This is a genomic window from Azospirillum sp. (assembly GCF_035627195.1).
Lineage (GTDB): Bacteria > Pseudomonadota > Alphaproteobacteria > Azospirillales > Azospirillaceae > Azospirillum.
In genome coordinates this window covers 1-15,993 of sequence record NZ_DASPMG010000294.1, presented here as the reverse complement: position 1 = coordinate 15,993, position 15,993 = coordinate 1, and the positions used below count along the sequence as shown (strand labels likewise).

The 15,993-nt window shown below is 71.0% G+C and carries 15 protein-coding genes and 1 riboswitch; all 15 genes read left to right on the top strand.

What is annotated here, in order from left to right:
• The first annotated feature begins 244 nt into the window (after nucleotides 1–244).
• Nucleotides 245–1,483: a CaiB/BaiF CoA transferase family protein gene (locus VED21_RS26985; protein ID WP_324887901.1), complete on the top strand. Its 1,239-nt coding sequence runs from the start codon at nucleotides 245–247 to the stop codon at nucleotides 1,481–1,483.
• Nucleotides 1,484–1,487: 4 nt separating this feature from the next.
• Nucleotides 1,488–2,711: a CoA transferase gene (locus VED21_RS26980; protein ID WP_324887899.1), complete on the top strand. Its 1,224-nt coding sequence runs from the start codon at nucleotides 1,488–1,490 to the stop codon at nucleotides 2,709–2,711.
• 8 nt (nucleotides 2,712–2,719) lie between these two features.
• A complete protein-coding gene (locus VED21_RS26975; RefSeq protein WP_324887896.1) occupies nucleotides 2,720–3,310 on the top strand; it encodes an FAS1-like dehydratase domain-containing protein in 591 nt (196 codons plus the stop codon).
• Nucleotides 3,307–3,762 (top strand): hypothetical protein, encoded by a 456-nt coding sequence (locus tag VED21_RS26970; protein ID WP_324887895.1) that lies wholly within the window; start codon nucleotides 3,307–3,309, stop codon nucleotides 3,760–3,762. Before VED21_RS26975 ends, VED21_RS26970 begins: the two co-directional genes overlap by 4 nt.
• Complete coding sequence (locus VED21_RS26965) at nucleotides 3,759–5,291, top strand: acetyl-CoA acetyltransferase (RefSeq protein WP_324887893.1); 1,533 nt, start codon at nucleotides 3,759–3,761, stop codon at nucleotides 5,289–5,291. The genes VED21_RS26970 and VED21_RS26965 overlap by 4 nt, the downstream gene beginning before the upstream one ends.
• Nucleotides 5,292–5,345: 54 nt before the next feature.
• Nucleotides 5,346–6,458: a C4-dicarboxylate TRAP transporter substrate-binding protein gene (locus VED21_RS26960; protein WP_324887891.1), complete on the top strand. Its 1,113-nt coding sequence runs from the start codon at nucleotides 5,346–5,348 to the stop codon at nucleotides 6,456–6,458.
• Nucleotides 6,459–6,480: 22 nt separating this feature from the next.
• The gene (locus tag VED21_RS26955; protein WP_324887889.1) at nucleotides 6,481–7,044 is read left to right on the top strand and encodes a TRAP transporter small permease; all 564 of its coding nucleotides are present in this window, start codon (nucleotides 6,481–6,483) and stop codon (nucleotides 7,042–7,044) included.
• Between the two features lie 25 nt (nucleotides 7,045–7,069).
• The gene (locus tag VED21_RS26950) at nucleotides 7,070–8,377 is read left to right on the top strand and encodes a TRAP transporter large permease subunit (protein ID WP_324887886.1); all 1,308 of its coding nucleotides are present in this window, start codon (nucleotides 7,070–7,072) and stop codon (nucleotides 8,375–8,377) included.
• 65 nt (nucleotides 8,378–8,442) lie between these two features.
• A complete protein-coding gene (locus VED21_RS26945) occupies nucleotides 8,443–9,282 on the top strand; it encodes a TIGR02587 family membrane protein (RefSeq protein WP_324887885.1) in 840 nt (279 codons plus the stop codon).
• A gap of 14 nt (nucleotides 9,283–9,296) precedes the next feature.
• Nucleotides 9,297–9,725, top strand: a complete 429-nt coding sequence (locus tag VED21_RS26940) for a hypothetical protein (protein ID WP_324887883.1) — start codon at nucleotides 9,297–9,299, stop codon at nucleotides 9,723–9,725.
• Between the two features lie 65 nt (nucleotides 9,726–9,790).
• A complete protein-coding gene (locus VED21_RS26935; RefSeq protein ID WP_324887881.1) occupies nucleotides 9,791–10,180 on the top strand; it encodes a hypothetical protein in 390 nt (129 codons plus the stop codon).
• Between the two features lie 143 nt (nucleotides 10,181–10,323).
• Nucleotides 10,324–10,445, top strand: a riboswitch (guanidine-I (ykkC/yxkD leader).
• A 160-nt stretch (nucleotides 10,446–10,605) separates the two neighbouring features.
• On the top strand, nucleotides 10,606–11,370 hold the full coding sequence (locus tag VED21_RS26930) for an urea amidolyase associated protein UAAP1 (protein WP_324887880.1): 765 nt from the start codon (nucleotides 10,606–10,608) through the stop codon (nucleotides 11,368–11,370).
• A gap of 11 nt (nucleotides 11,371–11,381) precedes the next feature.
• The gene (locus tag VED21_RS26925) at nucleotides 11,382–12,026 is read left to right on the top strand and encodes an urea amidolyase associated protein UAAP2 (protein ID WP_324887879.1); all 645 of its coding nucleotides are present in this window, start codon (nucleotides 11,382–11,384) and stop codon (nucleotides 12,024–12,026) included.
• Nucleotides 12,027–12,037: 11 nt separating this feature from the next.
• Complete coding sequence (gene uca, locus VED21_RS26920; RefSeq protein ID WP_324887877.1) at nucleotides 12,038–15,694, top strand: urea carboxylase; 3,657 nt, start codon at nucleotides 12,038–12,040, stop codon at nucleotides 15,692–15,694.
• A gap of 11 nt (nucleotides 15,695–15,705) precedes the next feature.
• Nucleotides 15,706–15,993 (top strand): amidase family protein (locus tag VED21_RS26915; protein ID WP_324887875.1); only part of this gene is annotated, 288 nt, incomplete at its 3' end.

The window sequence follows — 15,993 nt, the reverse complement described above, 5'->3', positions numbered from 1 at the left end:
TTCAGCTCCCGTCATCCCTTCATTCATACGAGATTCTTATGAATATGGCACGCATTCGTATTGGACCATCACACAGCATTCCGTAATGCTGACGAAAAGGCGGCCCCGGCCACGCTCGCAAGCAACGGAGCGGCGGATGCCAATCCCTGGCCGGCCCTTTCAAATGTCCAGACATCAACGCGAAGAGATTCCCGTGCGGGAGACACGTACGCCATCACCGCCCCCATCGTACTCCAGAGGGTTCTTGTCACCCTACCGCGTGCTCGACCTGACCGAAGGCCGGGCTTTGCTGGCCGGCCAGATGCTGGCCCGGCTGGGGGCCGAGGTGATCCAGGTGGAGCCGCCCGGCGGCCGGGCGGGCGACCGGTCCTTCGTCCGCGCCGCCTACGCGGCGGGGAAGCGGTCGGTCACCTGCGACCTCGACCGGACGGAAGGGCGGGCGCTGTTCCTGCGCCTGCTGGAAACGGCCGATGTGCTGATCGAGTCCGCGGAACCGGACGCCATGGCGCGCCGGGGGCTCGATTACGCCACGCTGCGGGAGGCCTTTCCCCGGCTGGTCCACGTCTCCATCACGCCCTTCGGCTCCACGGGGCCGAAGGCCGGCTATGCGGCCACCGACCTCACCATATGGGCGGCCGGCGGCCCGCTGCTGCCGGCGCGGCGCGACGAGCGCGCCCCCTTGCGCATCAGCGTGCCGCAGAGCCTGCTGCACGCCGCCGCCGACGCCGCCAACGGCGCCCTGGTGGCGCTGTTCGCCCGCCGAGTGACGGGGCGCGGGCAGCACGTCGACGTCTCCGCCCAGCAGAGCGTGGCGCAGGCGACGCTGTCCAGCGTGCTGGCGGCGGCGGTCGGGCACGAGAACTTCTCGATCCGTCCCCAGGCCAAAAATACCCAGGCGAACGGCACCGGACGCAAGCTGCTGGACCTCAGCGGCAGCGGGGCGCGCACCGGGCGCACCAAGTGGGTGGTCGCCGACGGCGTGGTCGAACTGCACCTCGCCATGGGGCCGGCCACCGGCCGCTTCACCAACAACCTCTTCGCCTGGATGCACGAGGAGGGGGGGTGCGACGACCGCCTCGCCGCGTGGGACTGGGTGACGCTGCCCGGCCGGATCGAGGCGAACGAGATCGGCGACGACGAGGTCGAGCACGCCCGCACCCTGGTGGCCGCCTTCCTGGCCCCGCGGACGAAGGCGGAGCTGATCGGGAACGCCATGCGCCGCAAGCTGCTGCTGGCCCCCGTTCTCACCATCGCCGATCTGGTGGACAGCCCGCAGCTGGCCGCGCGCGGCTACTTCCAGGCGGTGGAGGACGCAGCCGGCCGCCGGTCGCTGCTGCCCGGCGCCTTCGCCGCCGTCGACAGCCCGGCCTTCGTTCCCACCGGCGCGGCGCCGGAGCCGGGGCAGGACAACGCGCCCGTCTATGGCCGGATCGGGCTGGCGGAATCCGACATCGCCGCCTTGCAGGCGCAGGGAGTGATCTGATCCCATGACCGCACAGCTTTTGCCGTTGAGCCACCTGAAGGTCCTCGACCTCGCCTGGGTCGTCGCCGGCCCCATCGTCGGGCGCGTCCTGGCCGATTACGGCGCCACCGTGGTGCGGGTGGAATCCTCCCGCCGGGTCGAGACCGCCCGCGTGATGGGGCCGTTTCCCGGCGGCGTCACCGACCCGCAGAAGTCCGGCCTCTATGAGAACTGCAACGCCGGCAAGCTCGGCCTGACGCTGGATCTGTCGTCGGCGGAGGGGCAGGGGGTGATCCGCGACCTCGCCGCGTGGTCGGGCGTGGTGATCGAGTCCTTCTCGCCGGGGCAGATGAAGCGCTGGGGGCTGGACTACGAATCCCTGAAGTGCATCCGGCCGGACCTCATCATGCTCAGCACCTCGCTGATGGGGCAGACGGGGCCGTACAGCTCCTTCGCCGGCTTCGGCAACATCGGTGCGGCCATGTCCGGGTTCCAGAACCTGCTGGGCTGGCCGGGGGAACTGCCGGTCGGGCCGTTCGGCCCGTACACCGACTACGTCGCCCCGCGCTTCAGCGTCATGGCGCTGCTGGCCGCCCTGGATCACCGCGACCGCACCGGCGAGGGCTGCTGGATCGACGTGGCGCAGGCCGAGGCCGGCATCCAGTTCCTGGCGCCGGAGATCGTGGAGTACGCCGCCACCGGCCACATCGTCGGGCCGAACGGCAACCGCGATCCGGACATGGCGCCGCACGGCGTGTTCCCCTGCAAGGGCGGCGAGGACGCCTGGGTCGCCGTCGCCGTGCGCGACGACGCGGAGTGGGACCGGCTGGCGCGGCTGGTCGGCGGCGACGCGCTGGCGCGGGACGCGCGCTTCGCCACCCTGGCCGGGCGCAAGGCGAACGAGGACGTGCTGGAGGCGCTGGTGTCCGCCTGGACTGTCGTGCGCACCCCGCACGCGGTGGAGGCCACCCTGCAGGAACTGGGCATCCCCAGCCACGTGGCGGCGTCCAGCGCGGACTTCGTCGATGACCCGCACCTCCAGGCGCGCGGCCACCTGCTGCGCCTGCCGCACCCGCTGATGGGGGAAAGCGTCGTCGAGGCGTCGCGCTTCACTCTGTCCGACACCCCCGGCCGGCCGGCCCGCAGCGCCCCGACCTTCGGGCGCGACGAGCAGCACGTGCTGGCCGGCCTGCTCGGCTACGGCGAGGAGCGCATCGCCGCACTGCGTGAAGCCGGCGTCCTGGTTTGAGGAACCACATGAGCAATTCCCCTTCCACCCTTCCGGATTGGGCCGCGGCGTGGCAGCCGATGATCGACGCCGTGGGGCAGGACTTCGCCCCCGGCCTGAGCCCGCCCGACGCCGACCCGATCGAGCGCGGCACCGTCCGCCGCTACCTGGAGCCGCTGGAGTTCGACTGCCCGCTGCACTACGACCCGGAGGTGGCGCGCGCCTACGGCCACGACGACGTCGTGCTGCCCTGCACGGCGCTGATGACCTTCGCACTCGCACCCGCGTGGCGTCCGGGCGAGACGATTTTCACCAGCGCCGAGCGCGACGCCCAGCCGGCGCGCAGCGCCGTCACCGGCGTGCGCTCCCCCCTGGAGCCGCCGACCACCGGCTTCTTCGCCACCGAGTACGAGGTGGAATACCTCCGCCCGGCCGTCGCCGGCGATCGGCTGGCCCGGCGCGGCGCGAAGCTGGTGGCCTGCACGCCCAAGGAGACGAAGGTCGGCCGCGGCGCCTTCCTGACCTGGGAGACGGACATCGTGAACCAGCGCGGCGAGGTGGTGGCGCACATGCGCTCCAGCTTCTTCCGCTACAACCCGCACCCCGGAGCCGCATCATGACCCGCCGCCCCGACGATCCCGTGTGGGAGGACGTGGCCGAGGGCGAGGAGCTTGCCCCGCTGGCCTTCCCGCTGACCGTCTACCGGCTGGTGATGGCGGCCGGCGCCAACCGCGACTTCAACTCGATCCACCACAATTCCGAATACGCCAAGGCGACCGGCGCGCCGGAGATGTACGCCAACAACTTCCTGCTGCAAGGCATGTGGGAGCGCGCGGTGCGCGCCCGCATCGGCCTGGGCGGCGTCATCCGCCGGCTGTCCGGCTTCCGCATGCGGGTCTTCAACACGGTCGGCGACACCGTCACCGTCAAGGGCCGGGTGCGGCGCACGTGGATGGAGGGCGGCGAGGGCTTCGTGGAGTTCGAGGTGTGGTCGGAGAACGCCCAGGGCGTCTCCGTCGGCCCCGGAACGGTCGTCGCCACCATGCCGCTCGCCACGGAGCCCGTATCATGAGCCACCCCGCACTCACGCCGGAGACGACGCCGGTCATCGTCGGCATCGGCGAGATCACCGACCGCCCCGCCGACCCCGCCCAGGGCCTGGAGCCGCTGCACCTGATGGCCGAAGCGCTGCGCCGCGCCGACCGGGATGCCGGCGGCGGCCTGCTGCGCGGGGTCGATTCCCTCGACGTGGTCAATCAGGTCACGTGGTCTTACCCGGACCTGCCGGCCCGGCTGTGCGAGCATCTGGGCGTGCGGCCGGCGCGCGCCGTCTACGGCCCCATCGGTGGCGAGAGCCCGGTGCGCTACCTGCACGAGGCGGCAGCCCGCATCGTGGCGGGCACCAGCCAGGTCGCCGCGGTCTGCGGGGCGGAGGCGCAGCACACGCTGTCCAAGGCCATGGCGGCCAACGTCACGCTGCCCTGGACGACGCCGTCGCCGGACCCGGTGCGGCGGGTGACGAGCGACAGCTTCACCCACCCGCTGGCCGTGCGGCTGGGCGTGTTCCGGCCGATCAACGTCTACCCCTTCTACGAGAACGCCACCGCCGCGCACTGGGGCCAGACCCCGCGCGAGGCGCTGGCCGAGGCGGGGGAGCTGTGGGCCGGCTTCGCCGCCGTGGCACGCGAAAACCCTTATGCCTGGATGGGGCAGCCCTTCACGGCCGCCGACATCACCACGCCCGGCCCGCGCAACCGGCTGATCGCGTGGCCCTACACCAAGCTGATGGTCGCCAACCCGACGGTGAACCAGGGGGCCGCCGTGCTGGTCACCAGCCTCGCCCGGGCGCGGCAGGCGGGCGTTGCCGAGGACCGTCTGGTCTTCATCCTGGGCGGTGCCGCGGCGCAGGAGCCGCGCGACTACGCCCAGCGGGAGCAGTACCACCGCTCCGACGCGCAAGACGCCGTGCTGACGGCGGCGCGGTCGGTGGCGGAAGGGGAGGGGGCCGCGCTGGACGCGCTGGAACTCTACAGCTGCTTCCCCTGCGTGCCGAAGATGACGCGGCGCATCCTGGGGCTGGACCCGGCGGTGGTGCCGACCGTCACCGGGGGCCTCACCTTCTTCGGGGCACCACTGAACAACTACATGACGCACGCCGCCTGCGGGATGGTCCGCCACCTGCGCGCCAACCCCGGACAGGCCGGCCTGCTGTACGGCCAGGGCGAGTTCGTCACCAAGCACCATGCGCTGGTCGTCTCCACCGGCCGGCCCCCGGCCGGCTTCCGCCACGCCGACGGCGACGCCCAGGCGCGGGTGGAGGCGAAGCGCGGCCCGGTGCCGGCGATCCATGCCGGCGTGACGGAGGGCACCGCCACGCTGGAAACCCACACCGTCCTCTTCGGGCGGGAGGGGGAACCGCTGCATGGCGTCGCCATCCTGCGCCTGCCCGACGGATCGCGCACGCTGGCCCGCGTGCCGACCGGCGACCGCGACGGCATCGCCCTGCTCACCAGCCTCGACCGCACCCCCGTCGGCGCCACCGGCGACCTGCGCCCCGGCACGGACGGCGTCGCCGTCTGGCACCCCACGACAGAGCAATGACTGACCAACACTGATCAACGGCCCGAACGGCCATCCAGGGAGGAGAGACACCCCATGCGCATCACGACCCTCGCCGCCACCGCGGCCCTGCTGGCCGGCCTCGGCGCCGGCATCGGTGCCGGCACCGCCACGGCGCGCGAACTGACCTACGGCACGCACATCCCGTCCTCGCACGTGACGGTGGAGAACGCGCTGACGCCCTTCTTCAACGCCGCCGCGGCGAACAGCAAGGGCGAGGTCAAGTTCGTTCCGCACTACGCCGGCGCCGTGGCCCAGCACAAGACGGTGCTGACGGCGGCGCGCGACGGGCTGATCGACGTCGGCTTCGTCACCGACCTCTACGCCCCGCAGGAACTGCCGACCAGCAACCTGTTCTCCAGCCTCGCCGCCTACGGCGACGACAGCCGCGTCATGTCCGGCGCCATCAACGAGATGCAGCTGCTGAACTGCCCCAACTGCAAGAAGGACGTGGCGGCGTTCGACCTCGTGCTCCTGAACGTGCAGTCGCTGCCGGCGCAGTACGTGATGTGCAAGCCCAAGGTCGCCAGTGCGGCCGACATCAAGGGCAAGCGCGTGCGCGCCACCGGCCCGTGGGCGCGCATGATCGCCACCTGGGGCGGCGTGCCCGTCAACCTGCCGATCACCGACACCTACGAGGCACTGGAGCGCGGCCAGATCGACTGCGCCATGGGCAACATTCCGTTCCTGAAGGCCTACAGCCTGTGGGACGTGGCCAAGAACGTGCTGGACGTGCCGCTGGGCGCCTATTTCGGCGCGGCCACCGTCGCCAACGCCAAGGTCTGGACGTCGCTGCCGCCCGCCGCGCGCATGGCGGTGGAGGACCTGTTCCCGCAGTACGTGGCCGACACCACCTACGCCTACTACGACGAGGAGGCGTCCGTGCGCGCCGAGGCGCAGACGCGCGGCGTCACCTTCGTTCCGCCGTCGGCCGACATGAAGGAGGCGGTCGCCAAGGCCAAGGCCAGCGCCCGCGACGACGCCCTTACCCAGGCCAAGCGCCGCAAGGTGGAGGATGCCGAGGCGCAGGTCGACGCCTTCCTGGCCCTGGTGAAGAAGTGGGAGGGGATCGTCGCCAAGGCCGGCACCGACCGCGCCGCCTACCGCGACGCGCTGAAGACGGAAGTCTTCGCCAAGGTCGCCCGCTGACCGGCCGGCAAGGGTATCCATCATGTCCGCGAACGCCATCCTTTCCCTGTCCCGGTGGGTCGACCGCCTGGGCCTCCTCGGCTTCTGGGCCGGCAGCGTCGGGCTGGCGGCGATGATGCTGCACATCACCGCCGACGTGGCCGGGCGCTTCCTGCTGAACGCGCCCATCACCGGCACGCTGGAGATCGTCTCCACCTACTACATGATCGCGGTGTCGTTCCTGCCGCTGGGCTTCATCCAGTCGCGCCGCTACCACATCGAGGTGGAGTTGTTCACCCAGCACCTGTCCGGCCGCGCGCTGGCGGTGGTGGAGGCGTTCGCGGCCCTGCTGGGGCTGGCCATCTTCCTGGGCATCGCGGTGTCCGGCGCCTTCACCGCGTGGGCGAACACGGTGGCGGGCGAGGCGGTGGACGCCACGCTGTTCGACATCACGGTCTGGCCGACACGCTGGTTCCTGGTGTTCGGCTGCGCGGCGGCGGCGCTGGCCGCCTTCGCAGCATTCCTCGACCGCGGCTACCACGTGCTGCACGGGCATGCGCCGGCCGATGCCGGCACCGCCGCGGCCCCCCGTCGGGCGCTGGCCTGATCCCCATTCACGCACGGAACGCACCATGTCTTCGCCCGCCATCGCCTGCCTCGTCCTGCTCGGCCTGCTGCTTCTGCTGATGCTGCGCGTGCCGATCGCCATCGCGCTGTGCACCGCCGCCCTGGCCGGCATCGCCATCCTGCGCGGGCCTGCCACCGCCTGGGGCGTGCTGGCCGAGCTGCCATACGAATCCGCCGCGCACTGGTCGCTGTCCGCCGTGCCCATGTTCCTGCTGATGGGAGCCGCGTCCCTGCACGGCGGGCTGACCGGGTCGCTGTTCGAGACCATGCGGCTGTGGCTGGGCCGCCTGCCCGGCGGCCTCGCCGTGGCGACCAACGTCGCCTGCACCATGTTCGCCGCCGCGTCCGGCTCCAGCGTCGCCACCTCGGCCGCCATGGCGCCGCTGGCGGTGCCGGAGATGCTGAAGCACCGCTACCAGCCGGCGCTGGCGACCAGCGTCGTCGCCGCCTCCGGCACCATCGGGGCGATGATCCCGCCCTCGCTGGCCTTCGTCATCTACGGCTGGTACACCGGCGCGCCCATCGGCAAGCTGCTGATCGCCGGCATCATCCCGGGGCTGCTGACGGCGGCCGTCTACACGGCGATGATCATGGGCCGCGTGATGGCCGACCCCACCCTGGCGCCCAAGCCGACGGAACGCTACAGCCTGGCCGAGAAGCTGGCCTCGCTGCGCTCCATCTGGCCGGTGCCGCTGCTGATCGTCAGCGTCATGGGCAGCATCTACACCGGCATCGCCACGGCGACCGAGGCGGCGGCGCTGGGGGCCGTGACCGCGCTGCTGATCTGCCTGTTCCGCGGCACGCTGTCGGTGAAGATGCTGCACGGCACCTTCGCCGACACGCTGAAGAGCACGGCCGCCATCTTCATCATCGCCATCGGCGCCGGCCTGCTGGCCAAGTTCCTGGCGCTGAGCGGCCTGCCGGCCTTCCTGGCGTCCTACGTCGACGCCACGGCGCCGCACCCGGCGGTGGTGATCGCCTTCATGCTGGTGCTCTACCTCATCCTCGGCGTCTTCCTGGACCCGATCGGCATCATCCTGATCACGCTGCCGGTGCTGATGCCGATGTTCAAGGTGGTGCAGCTCGACCTCATCTGGATGGGCGTGCTGGTGGTGAAGATGATCGAGATCGGGCTGCTGACCCCGCCGGTCGGCCTCAACGTCTTCGTCGTGAAGGCGGCGGTCGGCGACCGCGTGGCGCTGTCCACGATCTTCCGGGGCGTCGGCTGGTTCCTGGCCGCCGAGGTGGTCATCGTCGCCCTGCTGCTGGCGTTTCCGCAGATCAGCCTGTACCTGCCGTCGCTGATGGAATGATGCCGTCGCGGCGGCGCGCCCGCGGGCGCGAGGAACATGGATGGCCGCCCAGGCATTAACCTGCCATGGACATCACCCATCAACGCGCCCTCATCCATAACGAGGAGCATTTCGCCCGGGCGCTGGCGCGCGCGTCGGCCGGGGCGGTCATCTTCGCCTTCCCGCTGCTGATGACCATGGAGATGTGGGAGCTGGGCTTCTACATGGACCGCTTTCGGCTGGCGCTGTTCATGCTGGTGACGCTGCCGGTGCTGTTCGGGCTGTCCTACTTCTCCGGCTTCGAGGAGACGTTCTGCTGGCAGGACGACCTGATCGACGCGCTGACGGCGTTCGGCGTCGGCTTCCTGGTGTCGGCGGCGCTGCTCACCATCTTCGGCATCACCACGGGGGACCAGCCGCTTCCCGAGATCGTCGGCAAGATCGCGCTGCAGTCGGTGCCGGCCAGCATCGGCGCCATGCTGGCGCGCAAGCAGCTGGGCGGGCGCGACGCGCCGGACCAGGAGCGGCGGCAGCGCTCCTCCTACGCGGGCGAGCTGTTCCTGATGATGGTGGGCGCGCTGTTCGTCGGCTTCAACGTGGCGCCGACGGAGGAGATGGTGCTGATCGCCTACAAGATGACGCCGTGGCACACGGTGGCGCTGGCGTTCCTGTCGCTGGGGCTGCTGCACGTCTTCGTCTACACGGTGGGCTTCGCCGGGCAGGAGAGCCGGGGGGAGGACACGTTCCGGTCCGTCTTCCTGCGCTTCACGGTGGGCGGCTACGGGCTGGCGCTGCTGGTCAGCTTCTACCTGCTGTGGACGTTCGAACGGGTGGGCGGCCTGTCGGCGATGGAGCTGGTGACCTCCATCGTCGTGCTGGGCTTCCCCGCGGCGCTGGGCGCCGCCACGGCCCGGCTGATCGTGTGAGGGGAGGGCAGGGCATGGCCGAGGCGGTGCAACGGGACGAGGCGCGCGGGAAGAGCTGGGCGGGGCCGGCGTCGGTCTCCTGGCTGGCGTGGATCACGTCGGGCCTGGGGCTGGTGCTGTTCCTGGGCTCGGTGGGGGTGCTGGGGTACGAGGGGCTGTTCCGCAGCGGCGGCGACCCGGTCATCGTGCTGAGCGTGGAGGGCGTCACGCACGACGGCCAGCGCTGGCACGCCCGCGTCCGGGCGGAGAACACCGGCGGCACCACGGCCGCGCGCGCCCGCGTGGCCGGGCATCTGCTGTCCGGCGGCGGCGTGGTGGAAACGGCGGAGGTGGAATTCGACTATCTCCCCGCCGGATCGACCCAGCGCGGCGGCCTGTACTTCGACCGCGACCCCGCCGCGCACGAGCTGCGCCTGCGCGTGCTGGGCTATGCCGAGCCCTGAGGCGAGGCACGTTCGCCCGCGCCCCCTGTTGTCGTGGGGTACGGGACGGCAGGGCGGGGGCGGCGATGGACGAGGCGAACATCGGCAACGGCGGGCACGCGGAACCCATCCCGGACGACGCGGTCGAGGCGCGGCCGGCCGTGCGCGAGGCGATGGCGAAGGCCGGCTTCGCGGCGGTGGACACCGGCGACGGCTGCTTGGCGTGGTGCCGTTCCACCAACGACGGCACGCACACCATGATCTCCTGCAACAACAGCCTGGACGGTGACCCGGCGAGCGCCGACTGGATCGCCGGCCGCTACGGCGACGAGGGCGGGTTCGTGGAGGTCAACGGGCTGGGGCTGGCCGGGGCGCTGGACGCGGCGGACCTGCTGCCCGCCCCGGTCCGCGTCGACGGATCGGTGGTGGAGGCGCTGTATCCGTCGCTGCAACAGGCGCTGGACGATCTGGCGTGACGGCGCCTGCACAATTCGTCATCGCCGAAGCCTAAAATTCCGGCATGTGCCGAAATGCCCGGCGCCTGTGCACGCGCAGGGCCCTGCGAATCACCAGGGAAGCCCTTATCCCACCGTCTGGCACGGGGCTTGCGATGGTATGCGCCGAGAGCCGCTAGGGTTCCGGCCGGGGCGCGGGTGACGCCGTTCCGGTGACTGGTCCGAGAGCGGCAACCTGCCCGGTGAACAGCGGGCAGGCACACGGCGGGACAAAAGCCCGGGAGGTTCCGAACACGGAGGCTGCAGCTCCGGTGGGACTTCCCAACGCCTGCAATCCTCCTTTGGACTTCATGCTCCGGCCGGGACGACCCGGCCCGCGGACCACCCTTGCGGGTCCGTGCCTGGGGCCTCGGCCGGGACGACCCGGAACGGGAAGGAGGCAAGGGATGGCCCACGGCCACACCACTGAGGACCACACCACTGAGGACCACACCACTGGGGACGTGCTGTACGAGGACGAGATCCCCGGCGGCAAGCACTGGTCGCTCACCGTCCGGCGCGGGACGGTCCTGCGGCTGATCGACCGCGAGGGCGGCGCCAACGTCGGCATGCTGTTCTACAACCCGCAGAATTTGCTGGAGCGCTACAACGCCCCCGACACGCTGAAGTGCCAGCACACCTTCAAGCTGACGGCCGGACACTGCCTCTATTCCGACATGGGGCGGATCTTCTGCTCCATCGTCGAGGACACGTCGGGCTGGCACGACACGGTGTGCGGCAACACCACCAAGGCGCTGGTGGCGGAGCGCTGGGGCCACAAGACCTATCAGGAGCACCGCAACGGCTGGACGCTGAACGGGCACGACAGCTTCCTGGTGGAGGCGGCCAAGTACGGCATGGGGCGCCGCGACCTCGCCGCCAACGTGAACTGGTTCAGCAAGGTGGCGACGGCCGAGGACGGCTCGCTCACCTTCGACCCCGGCCACGCCAAGGCCGGCGCCTTCGTCGACCTGCGGTTCGAGATGGACACGCTGGTGCTGCTGCACACCTGCCCGCACCCGCTGAACCCCGCGACCGAGTACCCGCGCAAGCCGATCACCTACCAGCTGCGCACGGCGCCGCCGGTGGCCGCGGACGACCGCTGCAAATGCTCGCGGCCCGAGAACGAACGCGGGTTCGAAAACACCCGCCTGTACCACGTGTGCGGTTGAGGAGCGTCGCCATGATCAAGGAAAGCACGCTCAACCCCCAGGCCGCCGCGTACCGCAAGGTCGTTCCGGCCGGTGACTACTGGATGGAGGTGGTGCGCAAGGGCCAGACCTTCCGCATCGTCGACCTGGAGGGCAACCAGGCGGCCGACACCCTGTTCTACAGCGCCGCCGACCCGGCCGAGCGCTACAGCGCCGTCGACACCATCCAGGCGCAGCGCAACGTCTATTTGTCGGTGGGCACCAGGCTGATGTCCACCATGGGCAACCCCATGCTGGAGATCGTCGCCGACACGGTCGGCCGCCACGACACGCTGGGCGGGGCCTGCGCCACCGAGAGCAACACGGTGCGCTACGCCCTGGAGAAGAAGTGCATGCACGCCTGCCGCGACAGCTGGATGCTGGCGGTGGCGGAGAACGAGCACTTCGGCCTGACCAAGCGCGACATCACCCACAACATCAACTTCTTCATGAACGTGCCGGTCACGCCGGACGGCGGCCTGACCTTTGCCGACGGGGTCAGCGGCCCCGGCAAGTACGTGGAGATGCGGGCGGAGATGGACGTGATCGTCCTCATCTCCAACTGCCCGCAGCTGAACAACCCCTGCAACGCCTACAACCCGACACCCATCGAGGTGCTGGTGTGGGATCCGGTGTGAGGGGACGACGCATGTTCACCAAGGTCCTGATCGCCAACCGCGGCGAGATCGCCTGCCGCGTCATCCGCACGCTCGACCGCATGGGCATCACGTCGGTCGCCGTGTATTCGGAGGCCGACGCCCATTCCCTGCACGTGGCGCTGGCGGGGGAGGCCGTCTGCATCGGCCCGGCCGCCGTGTCGGAAAGCTATCTGAACGCGGAACGCATCCTGGAGGCGGCGAAGGCGACGGGGGCGCAGGCCATCCATCCCGGCTACGGCTTCCTGTCGGAGAACCCCGGCTTCGCCGAGGCGTGCGCGGCGGCCGGCATCGTCTTCATCGGGCCGACGCCGGAGCAGATGCGCGCCTTCGGCCTGAAGCACACGGCGCGCGAGCTGGCCGAGCGGAGCGGCGTGCCGCTGTCGCCGGGCAGCGGGCTGCTGGACGACGTCGATCACGCCAGGGCGGAGGCCGCGCGCATCGGCTATCCGGTGATGATCAAGAGCACGGCCGGCGGTGGCGGCATCGGCATGCAGCTGTGCCGCGACCCGGAGCAGCTGGCCGGCATGTTCGAGGCGGTCTGCCGCCTGTCGCGCAACAACTTCAAGGACGGCGGCGTCTACCTGGAGAAGTTCGTCGAGCGCGCCCGCCACATCGAGGTGCAGATCTTCGGCGACGGCAAGGGCACGGTCGTGGCGCTGGGCGAGCGCGATTGCTCCGCCCAGCGTCGCAACCAGAAGGTCGTCGAGGAGACGCCCGCCCCCGGCATCAGCGATGAGTTGCGCCGCAGCTTGTTGGACGCGGCCGAGCGGCTGGGCCGCGCCGTGAGCTATCAGTCCGCCGGCACGGTGGAGTTCGTCTACGACGACGCGGCGGGCGAGGCGTACTTCCTGGAGGTCAACACCCGGCTTCAGGTCGAGCACGGCGTGACCGAGGAGGTCACCGGCATCGACCTCGTGGAATGGATGATCCGGCAGGCGGCTGGCGAAGCGCTGCCGCTGGGCGAAACGGCGGGCATGGCGCGGGGCGCCTCGATCCAGGTGCGCGTGTACGCCGAGGATCCGGGGCGCAACTTCCGCCCCTCCTCCGGCATCCTGACCGAGGCGGTGTTCCCGGACGACGCGCGCGTCGAGACCTGGGTGGAGCAGGGCAGCGAGATCACCCCCTTCTACGACCCGCTGGTCGCCAAGATCATCGTGACCGGTGCCGATCGCGCCGAGGCGCTGGCGAAGCTGCGGGACGCGCTGGCGCGCTGCCGGCTGGCGGGGATCGAGACGAACCTGGGCTACCTGCGCCAGCTGGCCGCCGATCCGGCCTTCGCGGCGGGCGGCATCACCACGCGGTATCTGGAGACCTTCGCCTATTCCGCGCGCACGGTGGAGGTGGTCACCCCCGGCACGCTGACGACGGTGCAGGACCATCCCGGCCGCGTCGGCTATTGGGAGGTCGGCGTGCCGCCGTCGGGGCCGATGGACCCGCTGGCCTTCCGCCTGGGCAACCGGGTGCTGGGCAACCCGGACGGGGCGGCGGGGCTGGAGATCACCGTGTCCGGCCCGACGCTGAGCTTCAACGCCGCCGCCGTGGTGTGCCTGGCCGGTGCGCCGATGCCGGCCGACGTCGACGGGCAGCCGGTGCCCTTCTGGCAGCCGGTCGAGGTGCCGGCCGGCGCCACGCTGCGCATCGGCACGCTGAGCGGGGCGGGCTGCCGCGCCTACCTGCTGGTGCGCGGCGGGCTGGACGTGCCGGACTATCTGGGCAGCAAGTCCACCTTCACGCTGGGCAAGTTCGGCGGCCACGGCGGGCGGGCGCTGCTGCCCGGCGACGTGCTGCACCTGGGCGACGCGCCGGCCGGGCCGATGCGGGCGCTGGGCGAGGACGAGATCCCGGTGCATGGGCATGCGTGGGAGATCGGCGTTCTGTACGGCCCGCACGGCGCGCCGGACTTCTTCACGGAGGAGGACATCGCCGCCTTCTTCGCCGCCGACTGGGAGGTGCACTACAACTCCAGCCGCACCGGCGTGCGCCTGATCGGGCCGAAGCCGCAGTGGGCGCGCAAGGACGGCGGCGAGGCGGGGCTGCACCCCTCCAACATCCACGACAACGCCTACGCCATCGGCACCATCGACTTCACCGGCGACATGCCGGTGATCCTGGGACCGGACGGGCCGAGCCTGGGTGGCTTCGTCTGCCCGGCGACCATCGTCGGCGCCGAACTGTGGAAGATCGGCCAGTTGCGGCCGGGTGACAAGGTGCGCTTCAAGCGGCTGGCGCCGGAAGCGTTTCTCAACCCCTCTCCCGCCCCGGGAGAGGGAGGGGCCCGCGCGCATGCGCGGGAGGGTGAGGGTGCATCCAAGGATCCTTGCCTTTACCCTCACCCGGCGCCTTCGGCGCCACCCTCTCCCGGGGCGGGAGAGGGTTTGGGGGGCGCCATCCTCCACACCCTTCCCGCCACCGACGCCCGTCCGGCCGTCGTCTACCGCCGGGCGGGGGACGCGTACCTGCTGGTGGAATACGGCCCGCTGGTGCTGGACCTGACGCTGCGGTTCCGGGCGCACGCGCTTCAGCAATGGCTGGCGGCGCAGGACCTGGACGGCATCATCGACGTGACGCCGGGCATCCGGTCGCTGCAGATCCACTATGACGGCGGGGTGCTGCCGCTGGTCACGCTGCTCGACCGGCTGGTGGCGGCGGAGGGTGAACTGCCGGCCGTGGACGACCTGGAGGTGCCGACGCGCATCATCCACCTGCCGCTGTCGTGGGACGACGAGGCGACACGGCTGGCCATCTCCAAGTACATGCAGTCGGTGCGCGCCGACGCCCCCTGGTGCCCCAGCAACATCGAGTTCATCCGACGCATCAACGGGCTGGACGACATCGAGGCGGTGAAGGAGATCGTCTTCGGCGCCAGCTACCTCGTGCTGGGGCTGGGCGACGTGTACCTGGGCGCACCGGTGGCGACGCCGGTGGACCCGCGCCATCGCCTCGTCACCACCAAGTACAATCCGGCGCGCACCTGGACGCCGGAGAACGCGGTGGGCATCGGCGGTGCGTACATGTGCGTCTACGGCATGGAGGGGCCGGGCGGCTACCAGTTCGTCGGCCGCACCTGCCAGATGTGGAACACGCACAAGGCCACCGACGCCTTCGAGCCGGGCAAGCCCTGGCTGCTGCGTCACTTCGACCAGATCCGCTTCTTCCCCGTGACCCATGAGGAGTTGATGCGGTTCCGCGCCGACTTCCCGCTGGGCCGCGCGAAGCTGCGCATCGAGGAGGAGACGTTCCGCCTCGCCGACTACCGCCGCTTCCTGGAGGAGAACCGGGAGAGCATCGCCACCTTCAAGGCGCGCCAGCAGGCCGCCTTCGAGGAGGAGCGGGCGCGCTGGGAGGCCGCCGGGCAGAACGCCTACGTCTCCGAGGTGGCCGACGATGCCGGGGCCGAGGCGCACGGCGACCTGCCGCCGGGCAGCGAGGCGGTGCCCAGCCCCGTACCGGGCAGCGTGTGGAAGATCGCGGCCGAGCCGGGCGCCACGGTGAAGGCCGGCGACCCGCTGCTGATCGTCGAATCCATGAAGATGGAGATCACCGTGGCCGCGCACGCCGACGGCACGCTGGCCGAGATCCGCTGTGCCGAGGGGCAGGCGGTGACGCTGGGCCAGACGCTGGCCGTCCTCCTCCCCGCCGCCGCGTGAAAGGACAGAGCATGACCGTAAAAAGCCTGGAAATCGCGGTCCTCGCCGGGGCCTACGCCGACGGCAGCCTGACGCCGGCCGCCGTGCTGGACGCCGTGCACGACCGCATCGACGCCATGGGCGAGCGGCCGGTGTGGATCCATTTGCTGTCCCGCGCCGAGACCGCCGAGCGGCTGGCCGCCGCCGAGGCGCGGCGCCGGGCGGGGGAGCGCCTGCCGCTGTTCGGCATCCCCTTCGCGGTGAAGGACAACATCGACGTGGCCGGCCTGCCGACCACGGCGGGGTGCCCGGAGTTCGCC